We start from the raw sequence: 1,508 nt of genomic DNA on the forward strand, positions 1-1,508 counted from the left end.
TAGACCCCATGACTGCCGGAGCCTCGAGGGCTCAAATCTGAGATGCTGACGATGGATTTGTCAGCACTGGAGGCGAGTCATGACGGAGACAGTAAAATACGTCGGTCTGGACGTGCACAAGGAAACCATCGCGGTCGCAGTTGCCGATGAAGAGCGCGGAGGCGAGGTGCGTTTCGTCGGTACGGTTGCCAACGAGGACGATGCGGTCAGAAAGCTGGTCAAGCGGCTGACGGCGCCGGGCGTGAGGTTGAGCGTCTGCTACGAGGCTGGTCCTTGCGGCTATGGCCTGCACCGGCTGCTGACGAAACTGGGGCAGGCTTGTATCGTCATCGCTCCCTCGATGATGCCACGACGGCCAGGTGATCATGTGAAGACCGACCGGCGTGACGCAATGACCCTGGCCCGACTGTTGCGTGCCGGCGAGCTTACCGCGATCTGGGTTCCGGACGAGGCGCACGAGGCGGTGCGTGATCTGATCCGCGCCCGACGCAGCGCACAGGAAGATGCCACCGGGGCCAAACAGACCGTGCGTAGCTTCCTGCTGCGGCACGATCGTCGTTTCGGCGGCAAGGCGGCCTGGACGAAGATGTATTGGCGGTGGTTGTCCGAACAGCGGTTCGACTTCCCCCATCAGCAGCTGGCGTTCGAGGAGATGCAGAAGCGGGTCCTGGAGGCGCAGGCGCGGGTTGGACGGCTCGAGGCGGCGCTGGGCGAAGCGGTGGATGCATGGCGTTTCGCGCCGCTGGTCCGCAATCTTCAGGTCCTGCGCGGCATCAGGCTGGTCAGCGCCGCGACGCTGGTCGCCGAGGTCGGTGATCTGACCCGCTTCGACAATCCCAAGCAGTTGATGGCCTATGTCGGCTTGGTGCCGTCCGAGCATTCCAGCGGTGCCCGGACCAAGCGTGGTCGGATCACGCGCGCGGGTAACGCGCAGGCACGCACCATGCTGATCGAGGCTGGCTGGTCGTATCGACTGCCCGCTCGCGAGGAACGCCGCTATCGTGAGCGCGTCATCGACTTACCCGAAGAGATCCAGGCGATTGGATGGAAGGCGCAGGTTCGTCTCTGCCAGCGCTACCGTCGCCTCGCGGCCGCAGGCAAGCCCCAGCCCAAGGTGACCACCGCGATTGCGCGTGAACTGGTCGGCTATGCTTGGGACATCGCCCGACGCGTACCACCGGCGGTCGCCGCTTGATCTTCCAAACAGCAGTGAGAGGAGGCGCCAGCACACCACCTGCATAGCCTTGGCCGGCGTGCCGCGGGCACCCGACTGTGATGGGCAATCCACGGTGTACGGTGGGGCAGGTTCGTCCGACGCCCGAACTTAGACGGAGGATAGGCCCAGCGACGGATACGGGTAGTGCGGTAACCAACCCGCGGATGAGAGCGTGATCAATCGTCGTCGATCAGGCGCCCGCGGCACACCCGCCAAGGTCAATGCGACCGCTGGTCTAGCGGCCAGCGAAGGAGTAAACTCGGCCAGCGTCTCGGACGGCAGTCATGAGAGC

Annotated in this window: 1 protein-coding gene; it reads left to right on the plus strand. The window is 64.5% G+C overall.

Annotation, left to right across the window (positions count from 1 at the left end):
* Window positions 1–79: 79 nt before the first annotated feature.
* The gene (locus ET21_RS0119060) at window positions 80–1,195 is read left to right on the plus strand and encodes an IS110 family transposase (RefSeq protein ID WP_030092861.1); all 1,116 of its coding nucleotides are present in this window, start codon (window positions 80–82) and stop codon (window positions 1,193–1,195) included.
* Window positions 1,196–1,508: the final 313 nt, after the last annotated feature.

It is taken from the genome of Sphingobium sp. DC-2 (assembly GCF_000722555.1).
Lineage (GTDB): Bacteria > Pseudomonadota > Alphaproteobacteria > Sphingomonadales > Sphingomonadaceae > Sphingobium > Sphingobium quisquiliarum.